This is a genomic window from Streptomyces sp. NPDC050703, from assembly GCF_040654435.1.
Classification (GTDB): Bacteria; Actinomycetota; Actinomycetes; order Streptomycetales; family Streptomycetaceae; genus Streptomyces.
Genome location: NZ_JBFAHX010000035.1, coordinates 40,222 through 57,215, shown reverse-complemented (window position 1 = coordinate 57,215; position 16,994 = coordinate 40,222). Strand labels below are relative to the sequence as shown.

Here is a 16,994-nt window from a genome sequence, read left to right as displayed (position 1 = left end):
TTTGACCGAGACCCCGCAGCGCCCACAGCCCTCCCCGCGCCCCCTCCGTGTCCTGGCCGCCATGTCCGGAGGCGTGGACTCCGCCGTCGCCGCCGCCCGTGCCGCCGAGGCGGGCCACGACGTGACGGGAGTGCACCTCGCGCTCTCGGCGAACCCGCAGTCGTTCCGCACGGGCGCGCGCGGCTGCTGCACGATCGAGGACTCCCGCGACGCCCGCCGCGCCGCGGACGTCATCGGCATCCCGTTCTACGTGTGGGACCTCGCCGAGCGGTTCCGCGAGGACGTGGTCGAGGACTTCGTGGCCGAGTACGAGGCGGGGCGCACCCCGAACCCGTGCCTGCGCTGCAACGAGAAGATCAAGTTCGCCGCGCTGCTCGACAAGGCGCTCGCCCTCGGCTTCGACGCGGTCGTCACCGGCCACTACGCCAAGGTGATCGTCAACGAGGACGGCACGCGCGAACTGCACCGCGCCTCCGACATGGCAAAGGACCAGAGCTACGTCCTCGGGGTCCTCGACGACCGCCAGCTCGCCCACGCGATGTTCCCCCTGGGCGACACGGTCACCACCAAGGAGGAGATCCGCGCGGAGGCCGAGCGCCGTGGCCTCGCGGTCGCCAAGAAGCCGGACAGCCACGACATCTGCTTCATCGCCGACGGCGACACCCAGGGCTTCCTCGCCGCCCGGCTCGGCAAGGCCGAGGGCGACATCGTGGACGAGTCCGGGGCGGTCCTCGGCACCCACGAGGGCGCGTACGGCTACACCATCGGCCAGCGCAAGGGCCTCCGCATCGGCACCCCCGCCCCCGACGGCAAGCCGCGCTACGTCCTGGACATCTCCCCGGTGAACAACACGGTGACGGTCGGCCCGGCCGCGTCCCTGGACGTCACGTCCCTGACGGCCGTCAAGCCCCGCTGGTGCGGCACCTCCCCGTTCGCCCCCGGCACGTACACGGCCCAGCTCCGGGCCCACGGCGACGAGACGCCCGTCACCGCCGAGCTGGTCGAAGGGGAACTGCGGGTCGCCTTCGCCGAGCCCGTCCGCGGCGTCGCCCCCGGCCAGGCGATCGTCCTGTACGACGGCACGCGCGTGGTCGGCTCGGCGACGATCGCGACGACGGAACGGGTGACGGCGGGGGTGTGACCGGGCCGGGCCGCCCCGGACCGGGCACGGCGGAGCGTCAGGCCACCCGGAGCACGATCTTGCCGCGCGTGCGCCCCTCCTCGCCGCGCAGGTGGGCCTTGGCGGCCTCCGCCAGCGGCAGCACCGTGTCGATCTCGACGCGGAGCCTGCCCTCGTCCACCAGACGGGCGATCTCCAGCAGGCCGAGGCGGTCCGGCTCCACCAGCGTCCAGCCCGTGTGCACGCCGCGCTCCCGTGCCCGCTCGGGGTCGGGGAGGCCGCCGGGGTCGGGGAGGGTCACCAGGTGGCCGCCGGGGCGGATCACCTCCAGGGACCGCGCGCCGTACTCGCCGCCCACGCCGTCGAGGACGACGTCCACGTCCCGGACGGCCTCGGCGAAGTCCACGCGCGCGTAGTCGATCGTCTCGTCGGCCCCGAGGCCGCGCAGGAAGGCGTGCTTGTCCTCGCGGGCGGTGCCGATGACGTACGCGCCGCGCGCCTTGGCGATCTGCACGGCCAGGTGGCCCACGCCGCCCGCCGCCGCGTGGACCAGGACCCGCTGCCCGGCGCGCAGTCCGGCCGTCTCCACCAGGCCCTGCCAGGCCGTGAGCGCCGCCAGCGGCAGCGCGGCGGCCTCCACGTGGCCGATGCCCGCGGGCTTGGGCGCGAAGCGCCGGGCGGGGGCCGCGACGTACTCGGCGTACGCGCCGGTCTGCTCGGGGAAGCGGGGCATGCCGAACACCTCGTCGCCGGGGCGGTAGAGGGTCACTCCGGGGCCCACCTCCTCGACGACGCCCGACACGTCGTAGCCGAGGACCGGGGTCTCGCCCCACGTGCCGAAGGCGCCCGCCGCGCGCGTCTTCCAGTCGACGGGGTTGACGCCCGCCGCGTGCACCCGGACCAGGATCTCGGTGAGGCCGGGCTCGGGACGGTCCACCTCCACGGGGACCAGGTTCTCGGCGGCTCCCCACGCGCGGGGGCTCATGGCACGCATCTTCATGGTGGTTCTCCTGTGACGGTGACGGTGACGGGGGCGGGCCGTCCCGGACTCCCCCGGACGGCTTGGGCACCCAGCGTGCGACGCCGCGGACGATCACAGTGCTGGCAGTTTGGCCATGATGTGACAGGATTCGGCCATGGATTCGGTCATGGCCGCGGGGAACGGACGGCACCGCGTGGTGGTCCTCGCGCTGGACGGCGTGTACGCCTTCGAGATGGGCATCCCGCCACGGATCTTCGGGGCCGCGCAGGACGCCGGAGGGCAGCCGCTGTACGACGTCGTCGTCTGCACGGTGGACGGCGGTCCCGTGCGCACCGACGCCGGGTTCCAGGTGATGGCCGAGCACGGCCCCGAGGCGCTCGCCGAGGCGGACACCGTCGTCATCCCGCCCACGGCCGGGCTCTGCGACGGAGCGACGGACGGCGCCCTGTCCCCGCGGGTCGCGGCCGCCCTCGCCCGCGTACGCCCCGGCACGCGCTGGGTGTCGTTCTGCACCGCCTCGTACGTCCTCGCCGCCGCGGGGCTGCTCGACGGGCGCCCCGCGACCACGCACTGGAAGGAGGCCGACCACTTCCGGCGCACCTTCCCCCGGGTCGCGCTCGACGAGGACGTCCTCTTCGTGGACGACGGCGACGTCCTGACGGCCGCGGGCGTCGGCGCCGGCGTCGACCTCTGCCTGCACCTGCTGCGCCGCGACCACGGCAGCGCCGTGGCGCACCGCGTGGCCCGCTTCTGCGTCGTGCCGCCCTGGCGCGAGGGCGGACAGGCGCAGTTCATCGAGCGGCCCGTCCCCGAGCCGACGCTCGCCACGACGGCCGCCACGCGCGCGTGGGCGCTCGAACGGCTCCACGAGCCGCTGCCCCTCGGCGAGCTGGCGTCCCACGCGCGGATGAGCCTGCGCACGTTCACACGCCGCTTCCAGGAGGAGGTCGGCATGCCTCCGGGGCGCTGGCTGACCGCGCAGCGCGTCGAGCTGGCCCGGGCGCTGCTCGAATCGAGCGACCTGCCCGTGGACGTGGTGGCCCACCGGGCGGGCTTCGGCACGGGGAACTCGCTGCGCCAGCACCTGCGCGCCGTGCTCGGCGTCTCACCGGCCGCCTACCGCAAGACGTTCGCCGGCGGCGGCCCCGCGGCCCGCGCCGCCCCGGTGCCTACCGCCCCGGCTCGGTGACGTCCGTCTCGTAGAAGCAGAAGTGGTCCTTGATCCCGGCCACGTCGGGCTTCGGCTCCCGGTAGGCCCAGACCGTGTCGGCCGAGCCGGGCAGTGACCAGTAGGAGGCCGTTCCCTTGAACGGGCAGTACGTGGTGGTGTCCGACGGGGTCAGCAGGTCGGTGCGGACGTCCTCCGGCGGGAGGTAGTACCGCACGGGGCAGCCCGTCTCGTGCAGCAGCAGCGGGCGCCCGCTCTCCGCCACGACCTGCCCCTCGTGCACCACGCGCACGTGCTGGGTGCCCCGCTCGACGGTGATCCGGTGTCCTGCGGCCATGGCTCCGCCCTCCTCGGTGAGTGCTGTCAGCAGCGAGTGCTGTCAGCGGTGAGTGCTGTCAGAGGTGAGTGCTGTCAGTGTCGGACCGTACCGTGGCCCCATGGATATCTGCGTCTTCCTCTCCGCCGCCGACCTCGACGACCGCTACACCCGCCCGGCCCGCCAGTTCGCCGAGCTGCTCGGCAAGGGCGGCCACACGCTGGTCTGGGGCGGCTCCGAGAGCGGCCTGATGAAGGTCGTGGCCGACGGCGTCGAGGAGGCGGGAGGGCGGCTCGTCGGCGTCTCCGTGGACTTCCTCGCCGCCAAGGCGCGGCGGGTCGCCGAGCCCCACGAGATGGTCGTCGCGCGTGACCTCGCCGAGCGCAAGGCGCTGCTCCTGGCCAAGGCCGACGCGATCGTGATCATGGTGGGCGGCACCGGCACGCTCGACGAGGCCACGGAGATCCTGGAGCTGAAGAAGCACGGCAAGCACACCAAGCCGGTCGTCCTGCTGAACTCCGAGGGCTTCTACGACGGCCTGAAGGAGCAGTTCCGGCGCATGGAGGACGAGGGGTTCCTGCCCCTTCCGCTGACCGAGCTGGTCTTCTTCGCCGAAGAGCCCGTCGGCGCCCTGGCCTACCTGGAGGAATCACAGGGCACCCGGTGATGCGAGCATGGCGGGTATGGCAACACATGTGATCACCGGGGCGGGCTCCGGCATCGGCGCGGCCGTCGCCCGCCGTCTGCACACACGCGGCGACGATCTCGTCCTGCACGCGCGGGACGCGGGCCGCGCCAAGGAGCTCGCCGCCGAGTTCCCCGGCGCCGGCACCCTCGTCGGCGACCTCTCCGACCCCGACAAGCTCTCCTGGGCCTTCGGCCACCAGGCGCTGCCCGAGCGCGTGGACTCCCTGCTGCACATCGCGGGCGTCGTCGACCTCGGCCCGGTCGGCGACCTCACCCCCAAGACCTGGCGCCACCAGCTCAACGTCAACCTCATCGCCCCCGCCGAGCTGACCCGCCACTTCCTGCCCCAACTGCGGCTCGCGCAGGGACACGTGGTCTTCGTCAACTCCGGCGCCGGCCTGAAGGCGAGCCCCGAGTGGTCGGCCTACGCGGCCTCCAAGCACGGCCTGAAGGCCCTCGCGGACTCCCTGCGCCAGGAGGAGCACGGCAACGGCGTCCGGGTCACCTCGGTCTACCCCGGCCGCACCGCGAGCGCCATGCAGGTCAAGGTCCACCAGCAGGAGGGCAAGGAGTACGACGCCTCGCGCTGGATCGACCCCGAGTCGGTCGCCACGACGATCGTCATGGCCCTCGACCTGCCGCGCGACGCGGAGGTCAACGACCTGACGGTGCGGCCCGGACGATGACCGCGCACACCTGGGGCCCGGCGACCGGCGTCGGGTCCATGCCGGGCGGCGACGCCCGAGAGGCGGCCAAGACCGTCACCGGCAGCTTCGAGGGGCCCGAGCAGGGCATCCCGTACCTCCCCGAGCTGCCCGGGCGCGGCCCGGGCGCCGACATGATCGGCCGCACCGCGGGCCTGCTCGTCGACCTGTACGCGCGCGTGGAGCCCAGCGGCTGGCGGATCGGCGACCGGCCGGGCCGGGACACCCGGCGGGCCAGGGCCTGGCTCGGCGAGGACCTCGACGCCCTGGAGGAGTTCACCCAGGGCTACGAGGGCCCGCTGAAGGTCCAGGCCGTCGGGCCGTGGACGCTCGCCGCCGCGCTCGAACTCAGGAACGGCGAGGCAGCACTCTCCGACCCCGGGGCCTGCCGCGACCTCGCGGGCTCCCTCGCCGAGGGCCTGCGCGGGCACCTCGCCGACGTACGCCGCAGGGTGCCGGGCGCCCAGGTGGTGCTCCAGCTCGACGAGCCCTCGCTCATCGCCGTGCTGCGCGGACAGGTCAAGACGGCGAGCGAGTACCGCACCCACCGGGCCGTGGACCGGCAGGTCGTGGAGAGCACCCTGCGGGACGTCCTCGCCGTCCACGGGGAAGGGCCGACGGTCGTCCACTCCTGCGCCCCCGACGTCCCCTTCGCGCTCCTGCGCCGCGCCGGGGCCGACGCGGTCTCCTGCGACGTCTCCTTGCTCACCGAGCGTGACGACGAGGCGATCGGCGAGGCGGTCGAGGCCGGCACGCGGCTCCTCGCCGGTGTCGTGCCGGGCGTGGACGGCCGATTGTCAGACCCTGCCGGTAGCGTCATGGGTGTCAGGACGTTGTGGCGCAGGCTGGGGCTGAATCCGGGATCGCTCGCGGAGTCGGTCGTGGTCACCCCGTCGTGCGGACTCGCGGGGGCATCTCCCGCGTACGCACGCGAGGTGCTCGCCCACTGCGTCAGGGCGGCGAGATCACTCGCGGACAACCCTGAGTAATTGGGTATGACGTAACGGGAGGACGAAACGGTGGCTGTCGAACAGCAAGGCTCTGTGCCCGCCGAGGCACGGGATCAGCACGCCCAGCTGGCCGAACAGATCGAGGAGCACCGCTTCCGGTACTACGTGAAGGACCAGCCGGTCGTCAGCGACGCGGAGTTCGACAAGCTGCTGCGCTCCCTGGAGGCCCTGGAGGAGGAGCACCCGGAACTCCGTACGCCCGACTCGCCCACCCAGAAGGTCTCCGGGTCGTACGAGACGGAGTTCACCGCGGTCGAGCACCGCGAGCGCATGCTCTCCCTCGACAACGCATTCGACGACGCGGAGCTGGCCGCCTGGGCCGACCGCGTCGCCAAGGACGTGGGCGCGCCGGGGTACCACTTCCTGTGCGAGCTGAAGATCGACGGCCTCGCGGTCAACCTGACGTACGAGCACGGCAGGCTGACCCGCGCGGCCACCCGCGGCGACGGCCGCACCGGCGAGGACATCACGCCGAACGTCCGCACGATCGCGGACATCCCCGAACGCCTCAAGGGCGACCGCGTCCCCGCCCTGGTGGAGGTCCGCGGTGAGGTCTTCTTCCCGATGGAGAAGTTCGAGGAGCTGAACGCCCGCCTGGTCGAGGCGGGCGACAAGCCCTTCGCCAACCCGCGCAACGCGGCGGCGGGTTCGCTGCGCCAGAAGGACCCGCGCGTCACCGCGACCCGCCCGCTGCACATGGTCGTGCACGGCATCGGCGCCCGCGAGGGCTTCGACATCGACTGCCTCAGCCACGCCTATGACCTGCTGCGCGAGTGGGGCCTGCCCACCGCCGGGCACAACAAGGTCGTCGACGGCCTCCAGGGCGCCCGGGACTTCATCGCGTACTTCGGGGAGCACCGCCACTCCGTGGAGCACGAGATCGACGGCGTCGTCGTCAAGCTCGACGAGATCCCGCTCCAGGGCCGCCTCGGCTCCACCTCGCGCGCCCCGCGCTGGGCCATCGCGTGGAAGTACGCGCCCGAGGAGGTCAACACCAAGCTGGTCAACATCCGCGTGGGCGTCGGCCGCACCGGCCGCGTCACGCCGTACGCGCAGGTCGAGCCGGTCACGGTCGCGGGCTCCGAGGTCGAGTTCGCCACCCTGCACAACCAGGAGGTGGTGAAGAAGAAGGGCGTCCTCATCGGCGACACGGTCGTGATCCGCAAGGCCGGCGACGTCATCCCGGAGATCCTCGGCCCGGTCGTGGACCTGCGGGACGGCACCGAGCGGGAGTTCGAGATGCCCGCCGAGTGCCCCGAGTGCGGGACGGCGCTGCGGCCCATGAAGGAGGGCGACATCGACCTCCGCTGCCCCAACGCCCGCACCTGCCCCGCCCAGTTGCGCGAGCGCCTCTTCTACCTCGCGGGGCGCAAGTCCCTCGACATCGAGAACTTCGGCTATGTCGCCGCGGCCGCGCTCACCCGCCCCCTGGAGCCCGCCCGGCCCCCGATCCTCGACGAGGGCGACATCTTCGACCTGAAGGTCGAGGAGCTGCTCCCCATCAAGTCCTACGTCCTGGACCAGGACTCCGGCCTGCCGAAGCGCGACCCCAAGACGGGCGAGGAGAAGGTCGTCACCTTCTTCGCCAACCAGAAGGGCGAGGCGAAGAAGAACACCCTCGCCATGCTGGAGAACATCGAGGCGGCCAAGGACCGCCCGCTCGCCCGCGTCCTCACCGGCCTCTCGATCCGCCATGTCGGCCCGGTGGCCGCCGAGGCGCTGGCCCGCGAGTTCCGCTCCATCGACCGCATCGATCAGGCCACCGAGAAGGAGCTGGCGGAGACCAACGGCGTCGGCCCGGTCATCGCGGCCTCCCTCAAGCAGTGGTTCGCCGAGGACTGGCACCGCGAGATCCTCCGCAAGTGGCGGGCGGCCGGGGTGCGCATGGAGGAGGAGTCGAGCGGTGAGGACGAGGGGCCGCGCCCGCTTGAGGGTCTGACGGTGGTCGTCACCGGGACGCTCGAACACCACACGCGGGACGGCGCGAAAGAGGCGTTGCAGAGTCAAGGCGCCAAGGTGACCGGTTCCGTTTCCAAGAAGACCTCCTTCGTCGTCGTGGGGGAGAACCCGGGTTCGAAGTACGACAAGGCCATGCAGGTGAAGGTTCCGGTTCTCGACGAGGCCGGCTTCGCCGTCCTGCTGGAGCAAGGACCCGACGCGGCACGGGAATCCGCGCTTCCGACCGAGGAGTAGCGGTTGAAGCCCACCCGTTCGGCGCATACCAGATGCATAAGGGTGGCCGGGGCGCATTCGGGCAACCGTGGTCGACCGCTGCCCGCGGAAGCCTTCTGCGGCCTACTGTTGAGGTGTGCGCCTGCCGTGCCCCGCTGCGAACGGGGCATCTCCTGCTCATCAAAGAGCGTGGAAGGGGGCATCCCCTATTCGGAACGAGTGACGGGGCGACCGCCTGCTCGTCGAGAGCGCGGGGACGGAAGAACCGGACGCGGCCGGCACCGGGCCGGGTCCGTAAGGCGTGGGCACCGCCGGCTGTGAGAGGGACGGGAATGGAACCGACCGAAAGCGCCGCCCCGGACTCACGGCTGCGCGCGCGCCAGTGGCGCGCGCCGAGCACGTGGCTGCGGGGCCGCCGCACATCACCGGCCCCCGACACGGGCGCGCCGGGCACAGCCGGAGCGGGAACCGCGGCAGGGACGCTGAGCACGGCCATAGAGCCCCGCGAGCGGGCGTGGACCGCGCCCTCCGCGCGGGGCGCCGAGAGCGGCGCCGTCCTGGCGGGCGGCCAGGGCGCGCACGAACCCCGCGAGCCCTGGCCGCTGCTGCCCGTGCTGGTCGTCGCAGCCGCCGCGCTCCTGCTCGGCGCCGGGTTATTCCAGGCCCTGGCGGACGGGCACGCGCTGTTCCCCTCCGGCACGGCGGGCTGGTCGCTCGCCGTCCTCACCGGCCTCATCGTCGGCCATCTCGTCGCCCTCGGCAGGGACCGCTGGTGGGGCGGCACGGGCTCCGGCGGCGCCCTCACCGTCGCCGTACTCCTGCTGTACGGCTGGATGCCCGCCGGCCTGGTCAGCCTCACCGTCGTCGTCCTCGTCGGCGTCGCGCGCAGGCACCGCCGGCGCCAGGGCGTCCTGCACGGCGCGGTCGACATCATCGGCATCGGCACGGGCGCCCTCACCATGGCCGCCTTCGGCACGGCGCCGACGTCCGGCTCGCCCTGGCTGCCCGAGAGCTGGGACCTGTACACCGCGCCCGAGGTCGCCCTGGTCGCCGTCGCCTACCTCGCGGTCACCCGCGTCCTGCTCTGGTACGTCCACGCGCCCCGCACCGGCGCCCTGCCCACCGTCACCCGGACGGCCCTGGTCCGGCAGGGACTTCTCGGCATCGCGCTGCTCGGCATCGCCCCGCTGATATGCGTGGTGGCCATCTCCCTGCCGATACTGCTGCCGCTCTTCGCGATCCCGCTCGTCGCCCTCGACTCCACGCTGTGGATCGCCCGCGCCCGCGCCGAGGAGCAGCTCCGCGACCCGCTGACCGGCCTGCCCAACCGGCAGTGGCTCCTGGAGCGGACGTGGACGGCCCTGGACGACGCCGAGCGGATCGGCGCGCGCTCCGCGCTGATGCTGATCGACATGGACCGCTTCCGGTCGGTCAACGACACCCTCGGCCACCTGGCGGGGGACCGGCTGCTGCTGCAGATAGCGGACCGGCTGCGGATCGCGCTGCCGCGCGGCGCCGAGGCGGCCAGGCTCGGCGGCGACGAGTTCGCCGTACTGCTGCCCGTCGCCGACTCCACGACGTCCGCCACGCGCGTGGCCCGGCAGCTGGTCGCCGCGCTCGGTTCGCCGCTCGACCTGGACGGCCTCACCCTCGTCCTGGAGGCCAGCGCGGGCCTCGCCGTCTTCCCGGACCACGCGCTGGACGCGGAGGGGCTGCTGCGCAGGGCGGACGTCGCGATGTACCAGGCGAAGCGGGACCGCACGGGCGTGGAGGTGTACGAGTCGAAGCGGGACTCCAACACCCCCGACCGCCTCGGCCTCCTCGGCGACCTGCGGCGCGCCCTCGACGCGGGCGACGTGGAGCTGCACTACCAGCCGAAGGTCCGCTTCGACGGCAAGGTGGCGGGCCTGGAGGCGCTGGTGCGCTGGGTGCACCCGGAGCGGGGCAAGGTGCCCCCGGACGAGTTCATCGCCATCGCGGAGTCCTCGGGCCTCATGCCGCACCTGACGGAGTACGTCCTGGAGACGGCCCTCGGCCAGGTCGCGAAGTGGCAGGCGCAGGGCCTGAAGGTCCCCGTCGCCGTCAACGTCTCGCCGCGCGACGTGCACACCCCGGGCTTCGCGGGAGCGGTCGCGGCCCGCCTCGCCCGGCACGGCGTCCCCGCGGGCGCGCTCCAGCTGGAGATAACGGAGCACGTGCTCCTGGAGGACCCGCAGCGCGCCGCGGACACGCTGGCCGGGCTCACCGGGCACGGCGTGAAGATGTCCCTGGACGACTTCGGCACGGGGTACTCCTCGCTGGTGCACCTGCGGCGGCTGCCCGTGAGCGAGCTGAAGATCGACCGCTCCTTCGTCGCCCGCCTGGCCGTGGACAACGAGGACGCGGAGATCGTCCGCTGCACGGTGGACCTCGCCCACTCCCTCGGGCTGCTCGTGGTCGCCGAGGGCGTCGAGGACGACGAGACGTGGGAGCGGCTGCGCGACCTCGGCTGCGACGCGGTGCAGGGCTGGCTGGTCGCCGCCGCGATGCCCGCCGAGGAGACCACCGCGTGGCTGCGGGCCAGGGGCTCGCGCGGCTGGCGCCGCCCGGTCGACCTCGCCGCGGAGGCCGCGGCGGCGGCTCTGGCCGAGGGCTCCGAGGCCACCCCCGACGTGCCCTCGGACATGGGCCGGTCCTCGGGGCACGTGGTGCAGTAGCGGCGGCGGTGGCGCCACGGCGGGCGGCCCCGCGGGGAGCGTGCGGCGGGCACCGGAGGAAGCGGGCGGGGAAACCGTTTCACGGGCACACCGCACGGCCCCATAGGATTGGGGCCACAACCCGCACACTCACCCCTGAGGATCGCCGCATGCCTGGCATCACGCGCGAGGAGGTCGCCCACCTCGCCCGCCTTGCACGTCTGGAGCTGAAGGCCGAGGAGCTCGACCACTTCGCCGGACAGCTCGACGACATCATCGGCGCGGTCGCCCGCGTCTCGGAGGTCGCCGACCAAGACGTACCGCCGACCTCGCACCCGCTGCCGCTGACGAACGTCATGCGCGCGGACGAGGTCCGTCCGTCGCTCACCCCCGAGCAGGCGCTCTCGGGCGCCCCGGCCCAGGAGCAGCAGCGTTTCAAGGTGCCGCAGATCCTGGGGGAGGACTAAGAACATGACGGACATCATCAAGCTCACCGCCGCCGAGATCGCCGCGAAGATCGCTTCCGGCGAGCTCACGGCCGTCGCGGTCACCGAGGCCCACCTGGCCCGCATCGACGCCGTCGACGAGAAGGTGCACGCCTTCCTGCACGTCGACCGCGAGGGCGCCCTCGCGCAGGCGCGCGCCGTCGACGCCAAGCGCGAGCGCGGCGAGAAGCTCGGCCCGCTGGCCGGCGTCCCGCTCGCCCTGAAGGACATCTTCACCACCGAGGGCGTGCCGACCACCGTCGGCTCGAAGATCCTCGAAGGCTGGATTCCGCCGTACGACGCGACCGTCACCAAGCGCCTGAAGGCCGCCGACGTCGTCATCCTCGGCAAGACCAACATGGACGAGTTCGCCATGGGGTCCTCCACCGAGAACAGCGCGTACGGCCCCACCGGCAACCCCTGGGACCTCACCCGCATCCCCGGCGGCTCCGGCGGCGGCTCCTCCGCGGCCCTCGCCTCGTACGAGGCACCGCTCGCCATCGGCACGGACACCGGCGGCTCCATCCGCCAGCCCGCGGCCGTCACCGGCACGGTCGGCGTCAAGCCCACCTACGGCGGCGTCTCGCGCTACGGCATGGTGGCCTTCTCGTCCTCCCTGGATCAGGGAGGACCCTGCGCCCGCACGGTCCTGGACGCGGCCCTCCTGCACGAGGCCATCGCCGGCCACGACGAGCTGGACTCGACGTCCATCGACGCCCCGGTCCCGCCGGTCGTCGAGGCCGCGCGCAACGGCAGCGTCGAGGGCATGCGCGTCGGCGTCGTGAAGCAGTTCTCCGGCGAGGGCTACCAGGCCGGTGTCGTCCAGCGCTTCAACGAGTCCGTGGAGCTGCTGAAGTCGCTCGGCGCCACCGTCGTCGAGCTGGACTGCCCCTCCTTCGACCTGGCCCTCTCGGCGTACTACCTGATCGCGCCCTCCGAGTGCTCGTCGAACCTCGCCCGGTTCGACGCCATGCGCTACGGCCTGCGTGTCGGCGACGACGGCACGAAGTCCGCCGAGGACGTCACCGCGCTCACCCGCGAGGCCGGCTTCGGCGACGAGGTCAAGCGCCGCGTCATGCTCGGCACGTACGCGCTCAGCTCCGGCTACTACGACGCGTACTACGGCAGCGCCCAGAAGGTCCGCACCCTCATCACGCGGGACTTCGAGAAGGCGTTCGAGCAGGTCGACGTGATCGTCTCCCCGACGACCCCGACCACCGCCTTCCCGATCGGTGAGCGCGCCGACGACCCGATGGCGATGTACCTGGCCGACCTCTGCACCATCCCGACCAACCTGGCGGGCAACGCCGCGATGTCGCTGCCCTGCGGCCTCGCGCCCGAGGACGGTCTGCCCGTCGGACTGCAGATCATCGCCCCCGCCATGAAGGACGACCGTCTTTACACGGTCGGAGCCGCCGTCGAGGCCGCCTTCGTGGAAAGGTGGGGACACCCGCTGCTTGAGGAGGCACCGTCACTATGAGTCCCATGACTGCCAAGGCCAAGGGCTTCAAGAATTCCAAGCCCGGCGCGTACCTTTCGATGGGCACGACCGCCTTCGGGGCGATCGCCGTCGTCAAGCAGGCCCGGATGGCCCGCAAGGAACACGACACGCTGCGCCTCATCGACGCCGCTGTCTCCGCTGCCGCCATCGTCACCGGCCTCGCACTGCTCTACCGCGAGCTGAAGAAGCTCGGCGACGACGACGTCCTGCTGGGCTGAGAGGGAAAGTTTCACCGTGACTGTCACGACTGACCTGGTGTCGTACGAGGAAGCCCTCGCGACGTACGACCCCGTCATGGGCCTTGAGGTCCATGTCGAGCTCGGCACCAGGACCAAGATGTTCTGCGGCTGCTCGACGACGCTCAAGCAGGAGGCGAACAGCCAGACCTGCCCGACCTGCCTCGGCCTGCCCGGCGCGCTGCCGGTCGTCAACGAGATCGGCGTCGAGTCCGCCATCAAGATCGGCCTCGCGCTGCACTGCGAGATCGCCGAGTGGTGCCGCTTCGCCCGGAAGAACTACTTCTATCCGGACATGCCGAAGAACTTCCAGACCTCGCAGTACGACGAGCCGATCGCCTACAACGGCTATCTGGACGTCCAGCTGGAGGACGGCGAGGTCTTCCGCGTGGAGATCGAGCGCGCCCACATGGAGGAGGACACCGGCAAGTCCACGCACGTGGGCGGCGCGACGGGCCGCATCCACGGCGCCTCGCACTCGCTCCTGGACTACAACCGCGCCGGCATCCCGCTGATCGAGATCGTCACCAAGCCGATCGAGGGAGCGGGCGAGCGCGCCCCCGAGGTCGCCAAGGCGTACGTCGCCGAGCTGCGCGAGCTGATCAAGGCGCTCGGCGTCTCCGAGGCCCGCATGGACAAGGGCCAGATGCGCTGCGACGTGAACCTCTCGCTGCGCCCGCACGGGCGCGAGGAGTTCGGCACGCGCTCGGAGACGAAGAACGTCAACTCGCTCCGTTCCGTGGAGCGCGCGGCGCGCTACGAGATCCAGCGGCACGCCGCCGTCCTGAACGGCGGCGGCACGATCGTCCAGGAGACCCGGCACTTCCACGAGGACGACGGCTCCACGACGTCCGGCCGCATCAAGGACAACGCCGAGGACTACCGCTACTTCCCCGAGCCGGACCTGGTGCCCGTGGCCCCGTCCCGCGAGTGGGTCGAGGAGCTGCGCGCCGGCCTCCCCGAGCTGCCGCGGGTCCGCCGCAACCGGCTCCGCGAGGAGTGGGGCGTCTCCGAGCACGACATGCAGTCGATCCTCAACGCCGACGCCATCGGCCCGATCGTCGCCACCGTCAACGCGGGCGCGGACGCCGCGTCGGCCCGCAAGTGGTGGATGGGCGAGCTGGCCAGGCACGCCAACGAGCAGGGCGTCGAGCTCGGCGCGCTCCCGATCACCCCGGAGCACGTCGCCCGGGTCACGGAGCTGGTCGCCAAGGGCGACCTGAACGACAAGCTGGCCCGTCAGGTCATCGAGGGCGTCCTCAAGGGCGAGGGCACGCCGGACGAGGTCGTCGAGAAGCGCGGCCTGAAGGTCGTCTCGGACGAGGGCGCGCTCACGGCCGCCGTCGACGAGGCCATCGCCGGCAACCCGGGCGTCGCGGACAAGATCCGTGGCGGCAAGGTCGCCGCCGCGGGCGCCCTGGTCGGCGCGGTCATGAAGGCCACGCGCGGCCAGGCCGACGCGGCCCGCGTCAAGGAGCTGATCCTTCAGAAGCTCGGCGTCAGCGAGGGCTGACCGGCCCTTTCCCGCCCGGCAGGGGGCGGCGCACCTCACCGGTGCGCCGCCCCTTTCCCGTGCGGCGCCTTTCGGACGTTCACTTCTCCTTCGACCTGCGGCCTTCACAGCGAAACCGGACGTCACTAGCGTCCCCGCCGTACAGATCAAGTGGATCAGCCGAGAACCATTGACTGTCGGCCAGGACCCAGGGAGGTCATACGTGACTCCGGAGATATCGCGCAGACGGTTGATGGCGGTGGGCGGCGGCGCGTTCGGCGCCGCGGCCGTCGGCTCCTTCCTGCCGCCCTCGCTGCAGCAGGCGCTCGCGCAGGGGCCGCCGAAGGGCCGCGGCGGTCTCGACTCGATCGAGCACGTGGTGATCCTCATGCAGGAGAACCGCTCCTTCGACCACTACTTCGGTTCCCTGCGCGGCGTACGGGGCTTCGGCGACCGCAACGCCATCCGGCTGCCCGGCGGGAAGTCCGTCTTCGAGCAGCCCGACGGTTCCCGCACCGTGCTGCCCTTCTCCGTCCGGCAGGCCGCGGAGACGCAGAAGAAGGACCTCCAGTACATCGGCGACCTGGACCACTCCTGGAACGGTGGCGCCAAGGCCTGGCACGACGGCTGGATGGACGGCTGGATCACCGCGAAGACGGCGGCGACCATGGCGTACTACACGCGCGAGGACATCCCGCTGCACTACGAACTCGCCGACACCTTCACCGTCTGCGACGCCTACCACTCCTCCATCCACACCTCCACCAGCCCCAACCGCAACCACCTGTGGAGCGGTACGACGGGCTACGAGGCGAACGGCACGCGGGCCGTCGGCAACGACGCCTACGCCGAGGGCACCCACCCGGGCTACGGCTGGGGCACGTACGCCGAACGCCTGGAGAAGGCGGGCGTGAGCTGGCGGACGTACACCGAGTGGGAGAACTTCACCGACAACCAGATCGAGTTCTTCGCGACCTTCAAGGCCATCGCCCGCAAGGTGCTCGCCAGGACCGGGCTCACCTACATGGAGGCCTTCTACGCCAAGGTGCGCGACGCCAGGGACGAGACCACGCGCGCGCGGCTCCTCGCCGACCTGGAGGACGGCGTCCGCACCCTCGACAAGCGCGAGCGGTCCCTCTTCGAGCGCGGGCTGCGGCGCGTGCCCACCGGCACGCTCGCGACGAAGTTCGCCGAGGACGTCGCCGACGGCAGGCTCGCGAAGGTCACCTACCTGGTGCCCTCCGCCGTCGACTCCGAGCACCCCAGCGTCTCCTCGCCGATTCACAGCGCCACCATCGTCTACAAGATCCTCGACGCGCTCGCCTCCCACCCCGAGGTGTGGCGCCGTACCGCCGTCTTCATCAACTACGACGAGAACGACGGCTTCTTCGACCACGTCCCGCCGCCCGTACCCGGCGGCGACTCCGAGGCGGAGCGGGCCGAGCGCTGGAACGGCAGGCCGACCGGGCTCGGCATCCGCGTGCCGATGCTCGTCGTCTCGCCGTGGACCGTCGGCGGCTACGTCTCCTCCGAGGTCTTCGACCACACCTCCGTCGTGCGCTTCCTGGAGAAGTGGACCGGCGTCGAGGAGCCCAACATCAGCGCCTGGCGCCGCAAGGTCACCGGCGACCTCACCGGCGCCTTCGACTTCCGGCGCGCCCACCGCATGCCGGAGGTCGAGCGGCCGGGGCCCGTCCCGGCGTTCAGCGGCCGATGGGCGCCGCGGCCGCCGCGGGAGCAGGCCATGCCCGTCCAGGAGCCCGGTGTCCGCCGCGCGCGCCCGCTGCCGTACCAGCCCGACGCGGACGCGCGGCCGGACGAGGGCGGCGGGCTCACCGTGCGGCTGCGCAACGGCGGCCGCTCCAGCGCGCACTTCGCGCTCTACCCCTACGCCGGCGAGTTCACGGTCCCCCAGCACCAGGACGTCGTGCGCAAGGGCGCCTGGACCGTGCCGGTGACCGGCGACCGCTACGACTTCACCGTCACGGGACCCAACGGCTTCCGGCGCGAGTTCAAGGGCGGCAAGGAGGGCGGCGCGCGGCTCACCTCCGCGATCACCCGCCGCGAGATCCACCTGACGCTGGCCAACCGGGGCCGCGGGGAACTCGTCTTCACGGTCAGGCCGCTCGGGTACGTGGACGAGGACGACGTCAGGTCGCGGACGCGCACCGTCCGCGTCAGGCCGGGCAGCAGCCGCACCGTCGCCTGGCGGACCGAGGACGAGCACGGCTGGTACGACGTCGAGGTCACCGCCGACGCCGACAAGGCGTTCCACCGCAGGCTCATGGGCCACATCGAGAACGGTCGCGCGAGCGTCTCGGGCTGACGCGCGGCGCCGGTGCGCGGAGCTGCCCGTGGGGCCTCCGCGCACCCCGTGCGCCCCTGTGAGGAAGGCCACGAAACGGACCAAGGATCATCAAATGCTGCCAAGGTGGTCCAGGCGGGC

At 72.3% G+C, this 16,994-nt stretch carries 14 protein-coding genes; 12 read left to right on the top strand and 2 right to left on the bottom strand.

Annotation, left to right across the window (positions count from 1 at the left end; genetic code table 11):
* Nucleotide 1 precedes the first annotated feature (1 nt).
* Nucleotides 2-1,141, top strand: a complete 1,140-nt coding sequence (mnmA, locus tag AB0I16_RS27345; RefSeq protein ID WP_363252268.1) for a tRNA 2-thiouridine(34) synthase MnmA — start codon at nucleotides 2-4, stop codon at nucleotides 1,139-1,141.
* Nucleotides 1,142-1,178: 37 nt separating this feature from the next.
* On the opposite strand, the gene AB0I16_RS27340 is transcribed toward mnmA, so the two are convergent.
* A complete protein-coding gene (locus AB0I16_RS27340) occupies nucleotides 1,179-2,114 on the bottom strand; it encodes an NADP-dependent oxidoreductase (protein WP_363252267.1) in 936 nt (311 codons plus the stop codon).
* A 142-nt stretch (nucleotides 2,115-2,256) separates the two neighbouring features.
* Here AB0I16_RS27340 and AB0I16_RS27335 point away from each other — a divergent pair, with 142 nt between their 5' ends.
* Nucleotides 2,257-3,291, top strand: coding sequence for a helix-turn-helix domain-containing protein (locus tag AB0I16_RS27335; protein WP_363252243.1), 1,035 nt, complete (start codon nucleotides 2,257-2,259; stop codon nucleotides 3,289-3,291).
* Here AB0I16_RS27335 and AB0I16_RS27330 read toward each other — a convergent pair.
* Nucleotides 3,272-3,607, bottom strand: coding sequence for a DUF427 domain-containing protein (locus tag AB0I16_RS27330; protein WP_363252242.1), 336 nt, complete (start codon nucleotides 3,605-3,607; stop codon nucleotides 3,272-3,274). The genes AB0I16_RS27335 and AB0I16_RS27330 overlap by 20 nt on opposite strands.
* 100 nt (nucleotides 3,608-3,707) lie before the next feature.
* On the opposite strand from AB0I16_RS27330, the gene AB0I16_RS27325 reads away from it, so the two are divergent.
* The 10 genes from AB0I16_RS27325 to AB0I16_RS27280 all read left to right on the top strand — a co-directional run bounded on the left by AB0I16_RS27325 (nucleotide 3,708) and on the right by AB0I16_RS27280 (nucleotide 16,874).
* Complete coding sequence (locus tag AB0I16_RS27325) at nucleotides 3,708-4,253, top strand: TIGR00730 family Rossman fold protein (protein WP_363252241.1); 546 nt, start codon at nucleotides 3,708-3,710, stop codon at nucleotides 4,251-4,253.
* Nucleotides 4,254-4,260: 7 nt separating this feature from the next.
* Nucleotides 4,261-4,959: an SDR family oxidoreductase gene (locus AB0I16_RS27320; RefSeq protein ID WP_363252240.1), complete on the top strand. Its 699-nt coding sequence runs from the start codon at nucleotides 4,261-4,263 to the stop codon at nucleotides 4,957-4,959.
* Nucleotides 4,956-5,966, top strand: coding sequence for a methionine synthase (locus tag AB0I16_RS27315; protein ID WP_363252239.1), 1,011 nt, complete (start codon nucleotides 4,956-4,958; stop codon nucleotides 5,964-5,966). Before AB0I16_RS27320 ends, AB0I16_RS27315 begins: the two co-directional genes overlap by 4 nt.
* Nucleotides 5,967-5,996: 30 nt before the next feature.
* Nucleotides 5,997-8,180: an NAD-dependent DNA ligase LigA gene (ligA, locus tag AB0I16_RS27310; protein ID WP_363252238.1), complete on the top strand. Its 2,184-nt coding sequence runs from the start codon at nucleotides 5,997-5,999 to the stop codon at nucleotides 8,178-8,180.
* 311 nt (nucleotides 8,181-8,491) lie between these two features.
* On the top strand, nucleotides 8,492-10,855 hold the full coding sequence (locus AB0I16_RS27305; protein WP_363252237.1) for a bifunctional diguanylate cyclase/phosphodiesterase: 2,364 nt from the start codon (nucleotides 8,492-8,494) through the stop codon (nucleotides 10,853-10,855).
* A gap of 149 nt (nucleotides 10,856-11,004) precedes the next feature.
* A complete protein-coding gene (gene gatC, locus AB0I16_RS27300; protein WP_010984178.1) occupies nucleotides 11,005-11,301 on the top strand; it encodes an Asp-tRNA(Asn)/Glu-tRNA(Gln) amidotransferase subunit GatC in 297 nt (98 codons plus the stop codon).
* A gap of 4 nt (nucleotides 11,302-11,305) precedes the next feature.
* Nucleotides 11,306-12,799, top strand: a complete 1,494-nt coding sequence (gene gatA, locus AB0I16_RS27295; protein WP_363252236.1) for an Asp-tRNA(Asn)/Glu-tRNA(Gln) amidotransferase subunit GatA — start codon at nucleotides 11,306-11,308, stop codon at nucleotides 12,797-12,799.
* The gene (locus tag AB0I16_RS27290; RefSeq protein WP_062771262.1) at nucleotides 12,796-13,038 is read left to right on the top strand and encodes a hypothetical protein; all 243 of its coding nucleotides are present in this window, start codon (nucleotides 12,796-12,798) and stop codon (nucleotides 13,036-13,038) included. Before gatA ends, AB0I16_RS27290 begins: the two co-directional genes overlap by 4 nt.
* A 16-nt stretch (nucleotides 13,039-13,054) precedes the next feature.
* Complete coding sequence (gene gatB / locus AB0I16_RS27285) at nucleotides 13,055-14,569, top strand: Asp-tRNA(Asn)/Glu-tRNA(Gln) amidotransferase subunit GatB (protein WP_363252235.1); 1,515 nt, start codon at nucleotides 13,055-13,057, stop codon at nucleotides 14,567-14,569.
* Between the two features lie 202 nt (nucleotides 14,570-14,771).
* Nucleotides 14,772-16,874 carry a phosphocholine-specific phospholipase C gene (locus tag AB0I16_RS27280; RefSeq protein ID WP_363252234.1) on the top strand — a complete coding sequence of 701 codons (2,103 nt, stop codon included), beginning with the start codon at nucleotides 14,772-14,774 and terminating at the stop codon, nucleotides 16,872-16,874.
* Nucleotides 16,875-16,994: the final 120 nt, after the last annotated feature.

Excerpts from the sequence above, each read along its gene's own strand:
- gatC (WP_010984178.1), top strand. The coding sequence starts at position 11,005 with ATGCCTGGCATCACGCGCGAGGAGGTCGCCCACCTCGCCCGCCTTGCA.
- AB0I16_RS27320 (WP_363252240.1), top strand. The coding sequence starts at position 4,261 with ATGGCGGGTATGGCAACACATGTGATCACCGGGGCGGGCTCCGGCATC.
- AB0I16_RS27340 (WP_363252267.1), bottom strand. The coding sequence starts at position 2,114 with ATGCGTGCCATGAGCCCCCGCGCGTGGGGAGCCGCCGAGAACCTGGTC.
- AB0I16_RS27330 (WP_363252242.1), bottom strand. The coding sequence starts at position 3,607 with ATGGCCGCAGGACACCGGATCACCGTCGAGCGGGGCACCCAGCACGTG.
- AB0I16_RS27335 (WP_363252243.1), top strand. The coding sequence starts at position 2,257 with ATGGATTCGGTCATGGCCGCGGGGAACGGACGGCACCGCGTGGTGGTC.
- AB0I16_RS27305 (WP_363252237.1), top strand. The coding sequence starts at position 8,492 with ATGGAACCGACCGAAAGCGCCGCCCCGGACTCACGGCTGCGCGCGCGC.
- AB0I16_RS27315 (WP_363252239.1), top strand. The coding sequence starts at position 4,956 with ATGACCGCGCACACCTGGGGCCCGGCGACCGGCGTCGGGTCCATGCCG.
- gatA (WP_363252236.1), top strand. The coding sequence starts at position 11,306 with ATGACGGACATCATCAAGCTCACCGCCGCCGAGATCGCCGCGAAGATC.
- AB0I16_RS27290 (WP_062771262.1), top strand. The coding sequence starts at position 12,796 with ATGAGTCCCATGACTGCCAAGGCCAAGGGCTTCAAGAATTCCAAGCCC.
- AB0I16_RS27325 (WP_363252241.1), top strand. The coding sequence starts at position 3,708 with ATGGATATCTGCGTCTTCCTCTCCGCCGCCGACCTCGACGACCGCTAC.